Origin of the sequence: Serratia sp. 14-2641, assembly GCF_001692375.1 — a bacterium.
GTDB classification, from domain to species: Bacteria; Pseudomonadota; Gammaproteobacteria; order Enterobacterales; family Enterobacteriaceae; genus Chania; species Chania fonticola_C.
On record NZ_LXKR01000013.1, the window covers coordinates 48,617 to 62,814 of the forward strand.

14 protein-coding genes and 1 riboswitch are annotated in these 14,198 nt (G+C 53.9%); of the genes, 1 reads left to right on the top strand and 13 read right to left on the bottom strand.

The features are described 5' to 3' along the window. Window positions 1-25: 25 nt before the first annotated feature. The gene (locus A6U95_RS06940) at window positions 26-1,573 is read right to left on the bottom strand and encodes a hypothetical protein (RefSeq protein ID WP_065684039.1); all 1,548 of its coding nucleotides are present in this window, start codon (window positions 1,571-1,573) and stop codon (window positions 26-28) included. A gap of 302 nt (window positions 1,574-1,875) precedes the next feature. On the opposite strand from A6U95_RS06940, the gene A6U95_RS06945 reads away from it, so the two are divergent. Continuing rightward, entirely contained in the window at window positions 1,876-3,264 is a 1,389-nt protein-coding gene (locus A6U95_RS06945) for an amidohydrolase family protein (protein ID WP_198927289.1), read from the top strand. A 77-nt stretch (window positions 3,265-3,341) separates the two neighbouring features. On the opposite strand, the gene A6U95_RS06950 is transcribed toward A6U95_RS06945, so the two are convergent. The 12 genes from A6U95_RS06950 to A6U95_RS06995 all read right to left on the bottom strand — a co-directional run bounded on the left by A6U95_RS06950 (window position 3,342) and on the right by A6U95_RS06995 (window position 14,032). Next, complete coding sequence (locus tag A6U95_RS06950; RefSeq protein WP_065683962.1) at window positions 3,342-4,706, bottom strand: cation-efflux pump; 1,365 nt, start codon at window positions 4,704-4,706, stop codon at window positions 3,342-3,344. Window positions 4,707-4,855: 149 nt separating this feature from the next. Further along, complete coding sequence (locus A6U95_RS30985) at window positions 4,856-5,023, bottom strand: hypothetical protein (RefSeq protein WP_158006201.1); 168 nt, start codon at window positions 5,021-5,023, stop codon at window positions 4,856-4,858. Further along, window positions 5,023-5,115 carry a protein MgtS gene (gene mgtS, locus A6U95_RS30610; protein ID WP_138106290.1) on the bottom strand — a complete coding sequence of 31 codons (93 nt, stop codon included), beginning with the start codon at window positions 5,113-5,115 and terminating at the stop codon, window positions 5,023-5,025. Before mgtS ends, A6U95_RS30985 begins: the two co-directional genes overlap by 1 nt. A gap of 14 nt (window positions 5,116-5,129) precedes the next feature. After that, window positions 5,130-5,309, bottom strand: a complete 180-nt coding sequence (locus tag A6U95_RS06955; RefSeq protein WP_065683963.1) for a hypothetical protein — start codon at window positions 5,307-5,309, stop codon at window positions 5,130-5,132. A gap of 71 nt (window positions 5,310-5,380) precedes the next feature. Then, a riboswitch (M-box (ykoK) riboswitch) is annotated at window positions 5,381-5,552 on the bottom strand. A 238-nt stretch (window positions 5,553-5,790) separates the two neighbouring features. Continuing rightward, entirely contained in the window at window positions 5,791-7,143 is a 1,353-nt protein-coding gene (gene gorA, locus A6U95_RS06960; RefSeq protein ID WP_021181790.1) for a glutathione-disulfide reductase, read from the bottom strand. Between the two features lie 123 nt (window positions 7,144-7,266). Further along, a complete protein-coding gene (locus A6U95_RS06965; protein ID WP_024527643.1) occupies window positions 7,267-8,055 on the bottom strand; it encodes a DeoR/GlpR family DNA-binding transcription regulator in 789 nt (262 codons plus the stop codon). A gap of 128 nt (window positions 8,056-8,183) precedes the next feature. Further along, window positions 8,184-9,233 (bottom strand): galactitol-1-phosphate 5-dehydrogenase, encoded by a 1,050-nt coding sequence (gene gatD, locus A6U95_RS06970; protein WP_065683964.1) that lies wholly within the window; start codon window positions 9,231-9,233, stop codon window positions 8,184-8,186. A 51-nt stretch (window positions 9,234-9,284) separates the two neighbouring features. Beyond that, window positions 9,285-10,667: a galactitol-specific PTS transporter subunit IIC gene (locus tag A6U95_RS06975; RefSeq protein WP_065683965.1), complete on the bottom strand. Its 1,383-nt coding sequence runs from the start codon at window positions 10,665-10,667 to the stop codon at window positions 9,285-9,287. A gap of 3 nt (window positions 10,668-10,670) precedes the next feature. Beyond that, window positions 10,671-10,955: a PTS galactitol transporter subunit IIB gene (gene gatB, locus A6U95_RS06980; RefSeq protein ID WP_065683966.1), complete on the bottom strand. Its 285-nt coding sequence runs from the start codon at window positions 10,953-10,955 to the stop codon at window positions 10,671-10,673. Beyond that, window positions 10,952-11,449, bottom strand: a complete 498-nt coding sequence (gene gatA / locus A6U95_RS06985) for a PTS galactitol transporter subunit IIA (RefSeq protein ID WP_065683967.1) — start codon at window positions 11,447-11,449, stop codon at window positions 10,952-10,954. Before gatA ends, gatB begins: the two co-directional genes overlap by 4 nt. Beyond that, a complete protein-coding gene (gatZ, locus tag A6U95_RS06990; RefSeq protein WP_065683968.1) occupies window positions 11,442-12,743 on the bottom strand; it encodes a tagatose-bisphosphate aldolase subunit GatZ in 1,302 nt (433 codons plus the stop codon). Before gatZ ends, gatA begins: the two co-directional genes overlap by 8 nt. A gap of 434 nt (window positions 12,744-13,177) precedes the next feature. Beyond that, the gene (locus tag A6U95_RS06995) at window positions 13,178-14,032 is read right to left on the bottom strand and encodes a tagatose bisphosphate family class II aldolase (RefSeq protein ID WP_065683969.1); all 855 of its coding nucleotides are present in this window, start codon (window positions 14,030-14,032) and stop codon (window positions 13,178-13,180) included. Between the last annotated feature and the right edge of the window lie 166 nt (window positions 14,033-14,198).

Consider the following 14,198-nt stretch of genomic DNA (forward strand, 5'->3'; position numbering starts at 1 on the left):
GGCCAAGGCTGGTGGTTGTTCCCGATCAAATGAAAAAGTCAGGATATCTCTGTTCTAGCACGGCGCGCAGCTGCTGCCGATCCAATCCTTCAATCTCCTGAATAAACCCCTCTGCCGGGATCTTCTTCTTCGCCCGGGAAAGCCCGTGCTGGCTGAGCAGCGAGATATCATCGCGGCTGAGATAGAAATTCACATTGATGTAATCCCACTGATAATACTTCAGATAGCTCGAGATTTTATTGGTGAAGGTGATCAGCAAATCAAAGGGGATCTGCTTGAGCGTGTGTATCTCATTGATATTCACGTAGCCAACAATCTCAATATGGAAGTGCGACTTCAACACCTCCTTGAAATAGCCCACCTTACTTTCCGAAGAGTTGGTCACGATAATGACGCGTTTTTTCTCCTCGCTGTGGACTCGGTTTTGCAGCTCGTATTTCTTCAGGATCAACACCAGCGTGGACAGATGCACCGGCGAAAAGGTGGTTTGATAGTGCTGCGCGATCGGCGCGGTAGCCTGGGTGACGCCCTGATAGAGCAGCGCGTGCCGGGTCTGCACCTGATGCAGCTTTTTATCGTCAAAGTAGAGATTGAACTTGTTTTGTACGATGGTCGAATAGACGAACTGGTAGATCTCGGCGAAGAAGGGCGAACGGTTGTGGATTTCTGCCCGCAGCAACGGGGTCAGGGTTTCACAAAGGCGGCCAACGAGTGTAATCAGCGTGGGATCGTAGATATCGAACGGCCGCCAGGTGTAGGTCAGCGATGAAATCAGCAGGTCGAGGAAGCGATTTTCGTGCTCGCCATCCAGCAGCCCAAAGTCAGAGGATTGAATAAAGCTCAGGTTATCGCTGTGGGTGATGAAATGCCCGCGCCGCATGCGGTGTAGCGCAATGCTCATATACACCAGGAAGTATTTTTTGCTGTTATAGCCCAGCGTGATCCGCTGGCTCAGCCGCTGTTGGTACAGCTCTGCGGCGGCGCTGATTTCTTGTTGGCACACCTTTAAGAACTGCGTGGCAATGGAGCGGTTAATCGGCTCGTTGGCTTTGTGCGGCACCAGCAGGTGATCTTCGCCGATCTCGATGGTTTTCAGGATCGTCAGGCAAATGGCGATGCGCAGCAGGATCTCGTCGCCATCCAGCCGCGAGCCCTGTTTGGGAATGGCGGTAACGGTGAGATGATTGGCCTGTAAAAATGCCGACAGCGCCTGGTTATCGTTTTTGAGCGTGGTTGGGCTGACGTTAAACTTGCGGTAATACTCGCTTTTGTTTACCACGTCCTGCAGGCAGAGCGCCACGCTGAGATCTTTAATGCGTTCATCGGCGGTGGTGATGTAGCGGTTAAACGGGATCTGCTCCAGAAAGGCGATGTATTCCCGGTAGCCGATCGCTGTGACGATCCACAGCCCATCGATATGCAGGTGGCAATCTGGTTCCAGGAACTCGTTGATCTCCTTCATGGAGCGCTTCAGCGTCGACGTGGTTTTGCCAAACCTGGAGGTGACATCCTCGATTAACACCGGGCTGTGTTCCTGAATATATTTCAACAATGACAGGTCAAAACTGTTCACCAAGGCATCTCAACGTCTGGTCTGGAGTCGGATAGCTGAGAGTATAGAAAATGGTGAGTGTTGTCTGTGAGCTGGGTGGAGCGGTTGCAACAACCTCCTCGGCTCTGATTATCACTTCCAGTATTCTATCGCTGCCAGCTATTTTCCTCTCCCGAGAAAGCGATTAGTTTTGTCTGAAAAGAATTAATACATTGCATTTTAATGGGGGGTTTTTCACTCACCAGATAAAAAAGTTCTAAACTCTATCGAGACTAAAGTCTTCCCGTGCTCTCTTTGGATCTCAGAGGAAGAATCTATCGGTTATGAATAATAAACACTATCTGGTACAGGGATCCGAGAGGGCATTACTGATGTTAGATCCAATCAAAAGAACATTCTTGGCCACATGTCTGACCGGCCTCCTGCTCCAACCCTCATTATCCGTTGCTCAATCGACAATGACCATCTTCGAGGATGTGCGGATCTTTGACGGCACAAGTTTAACTGCCAAGATGAATGTGGCCGTTGAAGGCAATAAAATTACTCAAATTTCTTCCCAAGCGATTAGTTCACCCACTGATGCAGTGCATATCGCTGGTAATGGTCAAACATTGATGCCTGGCCTTATCGATGCTCACTGGCATACCTTTATGGTGCGCCCTACCATGGCACAGGCATCAATGGCTCCGTTAACTTTTATTACTTTGCTGGCCGGTGCTGAAGCAGAGTCAACACTTATGCGTGGATTTACCAGCGTTCGCGATTTGGGTGGTCCAGCGTTTGGCTTAAAACTCGCTATTGATAATGGCGTCATCAAAGGGCCACGCATCTGGCCATCGGGGGCAATGATTTCACAAACGGGGGGGCATGGTGATTTTCGTATGCTTTCAGAGATACCGTCTACCCCTGATCAATTGAGCTATCCAGAGCGAGTTGGCATATCAGCGATAGCGGATTCACCCGATGAGGTTCGCAAGCGTACCAGAGAGCAATTATTGCAAGGAGCCAGCCAGATCAAGCTGACCGGGGGCGGGGGCGTATCTTCTCCCTATGGCCCGATAGATACGGTACAGCTTAGCGTCGATGAAATTCACGCCGCAGTTGAGGCAGCGGCGAATTGGGGGACCTATGTGACAGTCCATGCATATACCCCGGAAGCCATTCGTAATGCCATTCAGGCTGGTGCAAAAGTGATTGAACATGGTCAACTAGCCGATGATGCAACGGCAAAGCTGATGGCAGATACGGGAACATGGTGGAGTCTGCAACCTTTTTTGGCTGATGAAAACGCCAATCAACTGCCCGATGCAGCCGGACAAGCCAGGGCAGCACAAGTGTTTGCCGGAACGGATAATGCCTATCGCTTGGCAAAAAAATACGGTGTGAAAGTCGCATTTGGCACGGACGTGTTATTTGATGCCAATTTGGCAGCCAGGCAAGGCTCTCAGCTTTCTACCATGACGCGGTGGTACACCCCAGCCGAAGTGCTCCAAATGGCGACGGCTGATAATGCAAAATTGTTGGCACTATCAGATCGACGCAACCCCTATCCAGGAAAACTGGGCGTTATCGAAGTCGGCGCTTTAGCCGACTTATTACTGGTCAACGGCGATCCGATAGCTGATATCGGCCTGCTGGCCGATCCTGGCAAAAACCTGACTGTCATTATGAAAGGCGGCCAGATAGTAAAAAACCAGCTGGTGGCGAAGTGAGTTTTCTTATAAGGCAAAGAAAGGGTTAATTGAATTAGCCCTTTCCGCGTTTTGACAAATCATTCCGCTGTGAGGGATCACAGCGGTTCAACATGCCCAACCACCCGCGATACCATCGGGAATTGCATTCTCAATTGCCGTTCAATATGGTCCACCGCATCGTGCACCGCAGAAATCGACAAGGCCGGAAGGGCCCGACAGTGAAAATTCACAATCACGCCCTGTGGCGTTTCTCGCGCCCGGATATCATGGATGTCTTGCACCAATCCGCTGTTTTGCGCTGAAACCGTCAATGCTTGTTCAATCTTCGCCAGTTCGCCGTGTTCCACATCCTGGCTAGCCAGCCAATCCAGCATCTGGGGCTCCAGGTGGGTTTCGATCTCCGTATTTTCGCCCAACGTCTGGCGTAGAGCCTCCTCCACCTCGCTGGCAATATCATGCGCCTGCTCTACGCTGGCATTGGCCGGAACCAACAGATCCATACCGATCGCCACTCGGTCTGCCAATTGTTGTAGCGAAAGGCTCTGCACCACGGCCCCATGGTTGGCGGCCAGCATGCGAATACGGGTTGCCAGATCTTCATCACTTCTGGCTTGAGGGATGGCAATCACCCTCACTTCCGAGTTGGCGTATTGCTGTTCAAGTTTGGCGGTAACGGTCTGCTTCAACTCCTTGATCCGCTCAAGCGGTAGCGTCCGGCATACCCCGACGCTTACCTCGATAAACAGCGTGGCTCCGCCACTGCGCAGGCGAATATTCTCCGTAGACAACACCGCTGGGAAATCGTTAAGCAGGGTAGCGATATCTTCCCGCGTGCCAGCCGGTGCAGTATCAATCAGGGAATCAAAGGAGCGTTTCCCTAGCTTCAAGGCGGCAGTCAGGATAAAGCAGGCGACGATCAGGGCTGCCAGCGCATCTGCACGGGCAAAACCAAATAGCACAAAAACCATGCCCAACAGCACCACGCCAGAAGACAACATATCGGAGAAGAAATGCAGAGCATCGGCTTCCAGAGCCGCGCTGTTGGTGGCCTTGGCCACGCGGTTCAAGGCCCGGACGCGGAAGAAGTCAACCACAATGGACACCAGTAGTACCGCAATCACTACCGGTGCAGCCACAATCTGGTTTGCCTCACCTATCAGGCTGCTTACTGCTTCAAAGACGATCCAGCCGCCTGCCGCCAACAGGAGGAGTACCTCAAACAGTGCTGCCAGATTCTCAACCTTACCATGGCCGAAGTGATGGTCATCATCAGCAGGCTTATCGCTGACGCTCACCGCCCACCAGGTGATGCTGGTGGCAATAAAATCGGTAAATGAATGGATACCTTCGGATATCAGGCCAATACTGCCGGTAAATATACCTGCGATAAATTTACCTAACGCCAACAATCCGCTGATAATCATCGAGTTTCGGGCGACGGCCTGTTTTTGATTTTGCATAGCACAGCTCATAGTTGAATTAAAAAAATCAGCGTTTGGTTTTTACGGAACATTGCCAGACAAAAGCAACGAGCAGGAAGCTTGCGGTAGCTGTCAGCAATAAACAGGAAAGAAATGCAGTTTGACCGGTGGAATGTAAATAAATCTCATTAATACCTGCCGAGATCATAAAAATAGCGTACAGCAACCCAAGAATAAAAATCATCATCATTATCACGCGCGGTAAATACCGTCAGTTTATTGCGGTTATTCATCCTCCCCGCAATGATTGATGAGGCTACGGGGAGGATGATGCTAGGCGGATCTTTTTCGTTCATTAGTCATCCCATTTGGTGCTCAGATAGGCTGCGATCAGCCCCATTGAGCTGATGAAAAACAAAAATCCCATAAAAAACATCATATTTCCCATAATTTTATCCTCGGTTAACTGTAATCGATAACGACCTCTGTGGTTAAAAGTAAGTGTGCAACGTAGTCTCTGGCTTCATTCACCGTCAGGGTATCTGCGGCGGTGAAAAAGTCAGCGTTCAAAGAGTTAGCAATGGCTGGCCCGCCTGTGCTGCTGGCGCGGTAGCGGTCATCGCTGAGGAGTCTGGAAGTCATTGACCCTATTGCTGTTTAAACTTCAACAGTGCATCGCATAGGGGAGTAAACCAAAGAGGGGGAGTGCAGAAAGCCTATCTCCGCGTCCAGGTTTTAGCACTATACAACGTATCTGAAAAATTTCAGAAGTTACCTTGGGCTGAACCTTAATCCGATAAAGCCTGTCTTAACCTTGGGCATCTCTCGATGTCGTCAGATCAGTAACCTGTGTTTGTATAGGAGCCTCGCCAAACGAGATACTGCATATAACTACGCGGTGATTATAGGCGTGCTGGGAGCGATAGTGCTCGAAAATCGGCAACTCGTTGAGGTGATATTTAAGAAGTTATATTTAAACGAACGATTTATCTTAATGAACGTTAATTTTGCAGTGATATAAACACTATGGCGGGGATATTCATTTGCCTAAATCAGCATTTATAAGCTGAATAAAAGCAAAAACCGACCTTTTACAGTCGGTTTTACAGTTAGGAATGCACCATTACCGCATGGTAACGAACTCTTCTGCGGCGGTTGGGTGGATCGCCACGGTGTTGTCGAAGTCTTTCTTGGTCGCGCCCATCTTGATTGCCACGGCGAAGCCCTGCAGGATTTCATCCATACCAAAGCCAATCCCGTGCAGGCCAACAATCTTCTCTTCTTCACCCACACATACCAGCTTCATGCGGCACGGCTGGCGATGCTGAGTCACGGCGCTGTACATGGCGGTGAAGGAGGATTTATAAACCTTCACCTTATCCTCGCCAAACTGCTCTTTCGCCTGCGGTTCGGTCAGGCCAATGGTGCCAATTGGCGGGTGGCTGAACACCACGGTGGCGATGTTGCTGTAGTCCAGATGTTCGTCCGGCTTGTTGTTGAACAGGCGCTCGGACAGGCGGCGGCCAGCGGCAACGGCAACCGGGGTCAGCTCAACCGCACCGGTGTTGTCACCTACCGCGTAGATGCCTTTCACGTTGGTGTTCTGGAATTTGTCGACTTCGATGTAACCTTTGGCATTGGTTTTCACGCCGGTCACTGCCAGGTTCAGATTATCGGTCGCTGGTTCGCGGCCGATGGCCCAGACCAGGCTGTCCACGGTGAACTCTTTGCCGTTTTCCAACGCCAGCGTCAGGCTGCCGTCGGCGTTTTTGACGATGGATTTTGGAATGGATTCGGTGTGCAGGGTTGGCCCTTCGGTGTTCATCACCTCAACCAGGGTTTCTACAATCATCGGATCGAAGGTACGCAGCGGGGCGTGTTTACGCACGAACAGATGCGTTTCCGCTCCCAGCGCGTTCATCACACCGGCAATTTCTACCGCGATGTAGCCAGCACCTACCACTGCCACGCGTTTTGGCATGGCATCCAGCTCAAAGAAGCCGTCGGAGTCGATGCCGTATTCGGCACCAGGGATCGACGGATGGCTCGGGCGGCCACCGGTAGCGATCAGAATATGGTCGGCGGTGATTTTCTCGCCGTTAACTTCTACGGTATGCGCGTCAATAAAACGGGCAAAACCTTTGATCACGTCGACCTTGTTTTTGCCCAGCACGTTGTCGTAGGAAGTATGAATACGATCGATGTAGGCAGTACGGTTGGCGATCAGGCGTTTCCAGTCAAAGGCGTTGACGGTGGTATCGAAGCCGTAATCCGGGCCGTACTGGTGGATGGCCTCGGCGATCTGCGCCGCATGCCACATGACTTTTTTCGGGACACAACCCACGTTAACGCAGGTGCCGCCAAGTTCTTTGGCTTCAATCAGTGCGCATTTCTGACCATACATGGCTGCCCGGTTGATCGATGCGATACCGCCGCTGCCGCCGCCAATTGCTAGATAATCGTAATGTTTCGTCATCTGGGTTTTCCATGAGTTGTGTGATTCGAGAAGGGTAAGAGTTTAACGCCTGACTGGGGGTTGTCGCAAAGATTGCGTCGATGGCTGTAATAGGCAGAGGCTTGATCCTCTGCCCGGTTGATTTTACACGATAACCAGTTCGGGTTTTGCCCGATCGAGCGCTTGGCGATCGGCACTGCTGATGCCGGTATCGGTAATGATCATGTCAATCTGGCTCATCGACAGCACCAGGTTGAACCCCCTGCGGCCGAACTTGGTGGAATCGACCACCGCGACCACGCGCTTGGCTGCCTGAGCCATCACGCCGCTGATCGAGTAGCCTTCATTAAAGGTGGTGATGCCGTTGGTGGCGTCCAATCCGTCGGCCCCGACGAACATCACGTCACCGGCAATGCCCTGTAGGGAGAGCTCCGCGATGGAGCCGTGCATGGAGCGCGTCTTATGGCGCAGCGTGCCGCCACACAGCACCAGCGTGATGTCTTTATTGTCGGAAAGCGCAAAGGCAGCGGGCAGGTTATTGGTGATCACCGTGATATTGCCCATCTTCACCAGTTCTTCGGCGATCAGCATGGTGGTGCTGCCGCTGTCGAGGATCACCGTATCACCGGGATTGACCATGGCTGCTGCCTTTAAGGCAATGCGCTTTTTCGGGTCTTTAGCCAGCTGGTAGCGTTCCTCCAGGATGACCTCACCGGTGGTTTTCGGCACCTCGGCCTCCTGCTCCAACTGGCTGCCCGGCCTGGCTGCACCGCCGTGGAAGCGGATCAGCAGACCTTTTTCTTCCAGCAGGCGCAGGTCAGCGCGGATGGTAACCTCAGAAATTCCGAAGGAATTCGAAAGATCGCTAACCAAGATGCTGCCGTTCTGCTGAACCAGGTCGACAATTTTATTTCGTCTTTCAAAAGAGTTCATCATCCTGACCTATCGAAATGTTTTGCTTTTATTTTATGCGAAAGGGATATGAAAGGGGAGCATAAAGATCAAGGAGATGGGATTTGAGGCAAAATAATGGCTGCACCCGTGCAGCCATTGGCTAAATATCACCCTTCGCCAAGCTTGAGCATGATTTTTCCCTGCATCGGCTTACCGGCCAGGGCTGCAACGCTGGCGGCGTATTGCTGCGGGCGATCGATGCTGGCAATCAACGGCTCCAGAGCCAGATCCGCCGATTGGAACAGCTTCATGGCCTGTTGCCATTCTTCCCCTGGCCACGGGGCCGAATAGTTCATCCAACTGCCCAGCAGCGTCAGCTCCTTGCGCAGGATCTGGCTGAAAGTGCTGTAAGACAGATGGAGGTCCTTATGGAGCGTCCCCACTAGCGCGATTTGTGCCCGTGGTCCGGCGATATCTAGCGCCAGTCCGACCGTTTGTGGCGTGCCAGCGGTTTCCAGAATCAACTGATCAAAGCGCTTTTCCTGCAAGCGTTCGGCTATCTCGGAGGGGCTAAGTTCCGCGCTGTTAAACGCGCTTTCTGCACCGATCTGCCGTGCCAGCTTGAGCCGGTCGTCATTGATATCGATCGCCGTGACGCTGCGTGCGCCCATTGCGCGGGCACATTGGATCGCCAGTTGGCCGATGGTGCCGGCACCAATGATGATCACCTCTTTGCCTTGGCAGCCCCCAGCCAACTGAATGGCATGCAGGCCGACGGTGATGGGCTCAATAAACGCCCCCTGCAATAAGCTGACGTTGGCAGGTAATTTCACCAGATTGGCGCGTTTGACCACGATAAACTCGGCGTTGCCACCGTGGCTGCGTGAACCGACGAACTGGTAATGCTTGCACAGAGAATAGTAATGGCGCTGGCATTCCGGGCAGTTAAAGCACGGTAACAAAGGGACGCAGGCCACGGCATCATGCTGTTGCAGATCGGTAACCCGCTCGCCACAGGCCACGACCCGGCCACTGAACTCATGCCCCAGGGTAATCGGGTAGAAATGCGCGCCTTTGGCAAAGATGCGGGGGATATCCGAACCGCATAGCCCGGAATACGCCACCCGAACCAACACCTCATCGGCGGCCTCAATAGCAGGAGTAGGGCGTTCTTCAACGCGCACTTCTCCCTCCGTGTGGATCACGACTGATTGCATAGCTTGAACTCCGTAGAGAATAGATTGGGGGAGGCGGGCTCCCCCGAAGGATTAGGACATGGCGTTGAGGCTTTGGCTGGCCTGTTGCTTGGCGGTGGCTTCAGCCTGGGCAAATTGACGGGCACGGCGCCAGGTGAGGAACACTCCAATGGCGTAAATGACGCCGATAACGACCAGGCCCACCACGTTTTGCCAGGTGAGCAGTTGGATCAGCAGGTAGGTGATCGGTGAGCCGCCTTGGTCCATCGAGGCCACCACGCCGCCCGCTTTCAGCGCACCAGCATTGGCAGCCAGTTGGGTATGCAGCCCGATGGTTTGGGTGGCGATCCACAGCGTGATGCTCATGATGATAAAACCCGAGATCAGCGTGCGGAACAGGTTGCCCTGATGCACCGCCACGGCGAGGGCCACAAAGAAGCCGATGGTTGCCAGATCGCCAAACGGCAGCACCTGGTTACCTGGGACGATCACGGCGATCAGAATGGTCAGCGGGATAAAGATCAGGCTGGCGGAGACCACGGCGGTATGGCCCAGCAGCAGCGCCGGGTCGAGGCCGATAAGGAACTCCTGGCCACCAAAGCGTGCTTGCAGGCGTTTACGGGCATGCTTGGCGATGGGCGTCAGGCCATCCATGATCGGTTTGATCACCCGTGGCATCAGCAGCATCACGGCAGCGGTTTTCACCGCCAGTTGCAGAATGCCCTTCAGGTCATAACCGGCCAGAGCACCGATAATCAGCCCCATCACAAAGCCGACGGTCACCGGCTCGCCGAATGGGCCAAAGCGTTTCTGTACGTCGTCTGCGCTGAAGTGAATACGGTTCAGGCCGGGGATCTTCTCGATAATGGTGTCCACCAGTACGGCGATCGGCCCCATATAGGCGGAGGTGCCGTGCGGAATGGCAATCCCTTCCAGCCCGAAGAAGTCGCGGGTGTCTTTGGCGAACCAGTCCCCCAGCTTGTAGACAAAAGCGGCATGCACCACCACGCTCAGCATACCCAGCCAGTATGAACCGGTAGCCAGATGCACCATGGCACCGGTAAAGGTCATGTGCCAGATGTTCCAGATATCCACGTTAACCACTCGGGTCATACGCGTCAGCAACATCACGATGTTGACCGCAATCGCTACCGGGATGGCGATCAGGGCAATCTGCGAGGCCCAGGTCATCGGTGATGAGCCTGGCCAACCGATATCCACCACGTGTAGGTTGATCTGGAACTGCTCGGCCATCGATTTTGCCGCCGGGCCGATCGAGTCCAGCATCAGGCCGATAACCAGCCCGATACCGACAAAGCCGATGCCGATATGAATGCCGGATTTAAATGAATCCCCTAATTTCATCCCTAAAATCAGCGAGAAGATGATGATCACGATAGGCAGCATCACTGTAGGGCCGAGATCGAGGATATAACGCATGATGTCGGTAAACATGGGCTACTCCGTCAGAATGGTCAGTATTTTTTGTTTCAGCGCCTCGATGCCGACACCGGAAATAAACGGCATGCCGTGCACCAACGGTATATCGCCAAACTGCCGGTCGACGCGGGCGGTGGTGCAGATCAGGTCGGCATCGTCCATATAGGTTTCAATCTCGGTCACGCGGCACTGCACCAAGTCCAGCTCGATGTTGTGCTCCGCGCACAGCTCTTTGATCTCTTCTGCGGCCATGGTCGAGGTGGCAACGGCACCGCCGCAGGCAACGATAATTTTACGTTTCACAGTGTGGCTCCTTCATATTCTGTTTTTTGTTGTGGTCGGGAGGGCGAAGTGAAAACCCGCTGGGCAAAAATTTCGCCCAATTGGTCCTCGGGGGCGGTCAGAAGTGCAGCGATAAACTCGGGGTGCTGCAACTGGCCAAACAGCGTGCGCAGTAAAACCAACTGCGCCGCCGGGTCGGTGACGATCAGCGCGATAATCAGGGCAACGTCGATCGTGCCGTCATCATCCGCCTGAGCGAAGGGCACGGCCTGGTCAGGGCGGATCAGATAAATAGCCGGGGCACGTGCATGCTCCGCTTCACAATGGGGGATGGCGACCGCGTGCTGCTCAAGGGCGATGCCGGTGGGATAAGCGCTCTCACGCACCAGCAATGCCTGCGGGTAGCTGTTGTGAACGACCCCGGCGTTGAGCATGGTGACGCCAATGTGCTCCAGCGCCTGCTGCGCGTCGGCAAAGCTGATGCCAGTGCGAACGAACAGTTGGCTGTTATGCATGGGCCATCTCCTCGGCGTTTTTGGCTTGCTCTGCGGGGGAACAGCCGAAGCGATAAGCGCGCAGCACATCCTGAATTTTGTCGATCATCAGTGCGTGGGGCTGTTTCGCCAGCTTGCGTTCCATCACGCGCTGATACTGCAGCGGGAAGTATTGGCTCAGCAGGCCAGCGGGGATCTCTTGCTGGTCGAGGTTATTGAGCAGCGTCGTCATACTTTGGGCGATACGCGGGTGGGGCCAGTAGTAGCGGATACGGTCCGACAGGCTGAAATGCAGGTCGATCAGCGAGCGGCTGAACGTCGGGTGATAATACTTTTTCCAGTAATCCGGTTCGTCGAGCATGACGGCGTCAATCACCGCCAGGATCTGGCTACGTTTTTCCGGGGCAATCAGGGCCTGTTCGATATTGGCCAGAGCAAACACCGCTTCGCGCAGGGCGAACGTCAGGGCCGGGCCAACTTTGAGAATGGCGAAGTGATCGCGCACCAGCTGCTGATAGGCTTCACGCGTTTGGTAATCGGTAGAGTGCGCCTCATAGACCAGCGGCGTGGTGGTAATAAACTGGGAGAGCTTGCGGGCTAGCTGTGGTTGGTAAGCGATCACCTGTGAATGGTCGAACTCCACTCCTGGCTGCACTACTACGGCGATGATCCTCGGGAGCGCCGCTGCCAACCCGGCCTGGCGGAACGCCTGATAGTGAGTGTCCAGCGTGGCGGCGGCATCCGTCGCGTGAGTGATATGTACGCTGCCAATGGCGGAAGATTCTCCTCCAGGAACTGGCACCTCGGTCCCAATCACATAGGTCAGCTGCTGTTTTTGCTCTGGGGTAGCGACCCGTTCGGCGACCTGGCACAGGCGGGCGGCGCGTTCTGCCACCACGTGGGGATCTAACGGGGTCGGATCGTCGGCGCAGGACATGGACGCATCCAGATGGATCTTGCTGAATCCGGCGATGACGTAGTCGGCGATCAACACTTCCGCTTTCGCCATTGCGCTGGCGGCGGGTTCATTTTGCCAACAGTTCGGGCCTAGATGGTCGCCCCCTAACAGCAGCCGGGAGAGCGGAAAGCCGACGGTTGCCGCAATATCGCAGACAAACTGCCGGAAATCCGCCGGTTTCATGCCGGTGTAACCGCCAAACTGATTAACCTGGTTGGATGTGGCCTCGATCAGCACCTGGCGATCGCTGTGCAGATCCAGGCGTAATGCGGCTTCAATGACTAATGGGTGTGCCGAACAGACAGAGCAGATCCCGATCGGCTCCCCTGCTTTATGTCGTGCGATTATATTTTTCATTCTACCCTCCGTTTTCTTACGAATATAATCGTAATGTTTCGAAAGGTTAGCAATGCACTTTTCTATTATTCGTGATCAAGATCGAAAACTTTACCGCTATTTTTCCGTGCCGGTGCTTTCAGTGTGAGGGGGTCAGTTAACGGGTAGGGTAGATTTAGTTATTTAAAATCAGTTTATTACAGAATAATGGTGAAAGGAGGAGTCGGCATGCGCAATAAAGTGAAAGCGGTTATTGTGACGAGAGGATGCCCTTCACCCCAACCCTCTCCTTTAGTGAGAGGGAGCTGTTAGCCCCTGCTCTTTTGGAAGTAAAGAGGTCATCTCATTAACGCGATCGTCCCCTTATTCAAGGTGCGTCACTGAGTTTTCAGACACTCTCGATCGGTCCCCTCACCCTGTGGGAGAGGGGGGGGCAATCACTGTGTTGGCGCAGGTCACAGCTTGCCTTCACAGCCACAAACCTGAATCACCTTTTGCACCACCTGCTGCATGGCCAGCTTGGCGGGCTGCATATAGTGGCGCGGGTCGTTGGCCTGCGGATGCTCCGCCAGATGCTGTTTCAGCGCATCGGAAAAGGCGATTTTAAGCTCCGTCGCCACGTTCACCTTGCAGACCCCCAGCCGAATCGCCTGCTGAATATCAGCGTCTGGCAAACCCGACGCACCATGCAGCACCAATGGCACGCTGACCCTGTCGCGGATCTGCCCCAGGCGGATGAAATCCAGCTCTGGCTTGCCCTGATAAAGCCCATGTGCCGTACCAATCGCCACCGCCAGTGAATCGATGCCGGTGGAACGCACAAACTCCTCGGCCTGCTGCGGCGAGGTATAGCGGGCATCCTTGGCATCGACGCTGATGCCATCCTCAACGCCCCCAAGCCGCCCCAGCTCTGCCTCAACGCTGACATCATAACGATGGCAAAACTCGGTCACCTGCCGCACCAGCGCGATATTTTCCGCAAAGGGCAGGTGCGAGCCATCAATCATGGCCGAGCGGATCCCTGCATGTACTTTGGTTTGAATATCTTGCAGGGCCTCATGGTGATCCAGATGCACCGCCAGCGGGATGCGGTATTCGGTGGCCAACTGTTTGACAATGGCGACTACGTTAGCCGTTCCCGCATAGAGATAGGTGCCGAGCGTACCGGCCAGGATCACCGGTGAGCGCATGTGCGCGGCGGTTTCAGCCACCACCTGCATGGTTTCCAGGTTATGAATGTTGAAGGCTGGTACGGCATAGCCCTGTTGTTGTGCCTTCTGCAGCATATTGTTGGTCGAAATGATGTACACCGCCTGCCTCCTGTTTTTTTGTTACGTTATCTTTCGGTTATCATCATCTAATCGAAAGTTAAAATAAGCAAACAGTTATTTTGCGGTTGTGATGAGGATCGGCAAAAGATCGAGGCAAAATAAGGAGCAAGCAGGGTGGGATAGCGAAGGGAAAAGCGGATGGCCG

Coding starts and splice junctions, on each gene's coding strand:
- A6U95_RS06945 (WP_198927289.1), top strand. CDS start 1,876: ATGAATAATAAACACTATCTGGTACAGGGATCCGAGAGGGCATTACTG.
- A6U95_RS06950 (WP_065683962.1), bottom strand. CDS start 4,706: ATGCAAAATCAAAAACAGGCCGTCGCCCGAAACTCGATGATTATCAGC.
- A6U95_RS30985 (WP_158006201.1), bottom strand. CDS start 5,023: ATGAACGAAAAAGATCCGCCTAGCATCATCCTCCCCGTAGCCTCATCA.
- mgtS (WP_138106290.1), bottom strand. CDS start 5,115: ATGGGAAATATGATGTTTTTTATGGGATTTTTGTTTTTCATCAGCTCA.
- A6U95_RS06955 (WP_065683963.1), bottom strand. CDS start 5,309: ATGACTTCCAGACTCCTCAGCGATGACCGCTACCGCGCCAGCAGCACA.
- gorA (WP_021181790.1), bottom strand. CDS start 7,143: ATGACGAAACATTACGATTATCTAGCAATTGGCGGCGGCAGCGGCGGT.
- A6U95_RS06965 (WP_024527643.1), bottom strand. CDS start 8,055: ATGAACTCTTTTGAAAGACGAAATAAAATTGTCGACCTGGTTCAGCAG.
- gatD (WP_065683964.1), bottom strand. CDS start 9,233: ATGCAATCAGTCGTGATCCACACGGAGGGAGAAGTGCGCGTTGAAGAA.
- A6U95_RS06975 (WP_065683965.1), bottom strand. CDS start 10,667: ATGTTTACCGACATCATGCGTTATATCCTCGATCTCGGCCCTACAGTG.
- gatA (WP_065683967.1), bottom strand. CDS start 11,449: ATGCATAACAGCCAACTGTTCGTTCGCACTGGCATCAGCTTTGCCGAC.
- gatZ (WP_065683968.1), bottom strand. CDS start 12,743: ATGAAAAATATAATCGCACGACATAAAGCAGGGGAGCCGATCGGGATC.